1 protein-coding gene is annotated in these 566 nt (G+C 63.6%); it reads left to right on the plus strand.

The annotated features are described in order from the left end of the window. On the plus strand, positions 1-566 hold a 566-nt coding region (locus OO258_RS27300; protein ID WP_266034996.1), incomplete at both ends, for an immunoglobulin-like domain-containing protein.

Consider the following 566-nt stretch of genomic DNA (forward strand, 5'->3'; position numbering starts at 1 on the left):
GTGCCGGCCAACAGCACCGTAGGGACTGCTACCGTCACCGCTCCGGACAACGTCTACGTCGGCAGTAACCCGGCGGTGATCAAGTCGATCGCCTCGGTGAGCGGCGATGACGTCGGCAAGTTCGAAAACCTGACCCTGGACAAAACCCAGGTCAGCACCACTGTCACCGACGAGCCAGGCACCCCAGGTACCCCGAGCAACCCAGGTGGCGGCAACGAAGGCGACCTGGTCAAGGTCACCATCACGGCCGACCAGAGCTCGGTAGCCGAGAACGTCAAACCGACCTTCACCGTGCACATCAACCAGGCACTGGCCAACGACTTGGTCGTGACCCTGAGCAACAACGCCCAGGTCACCATCAAGGCCGGCCAGACCAGCGCGCCTTACGAGCACGCAGCACAGGGCGACGACGTCTACAAAGACGCCGGTGAAATCAGCCTGGGTATCAAGTCGGCGGCCGACATCGGCAACCGCACCTTCGAGAACCTGCAGCTGGGCGACGCGGCCAAGGTCACCGTGACCGACACCACCGACGAAGTGGTGGCCAAGCTGACGGCCACCCCTTC

This window comes from Pseudomonas sp. DCB_BI (assembly GCF_026240995.1).
Taxonomy (GTDB): domain Bacteria; phylum Pseudomonadota; class Gammaproteobacteria; order Pseudomonadales; family Pseudomonadaceae; genus Aquipseudomonas.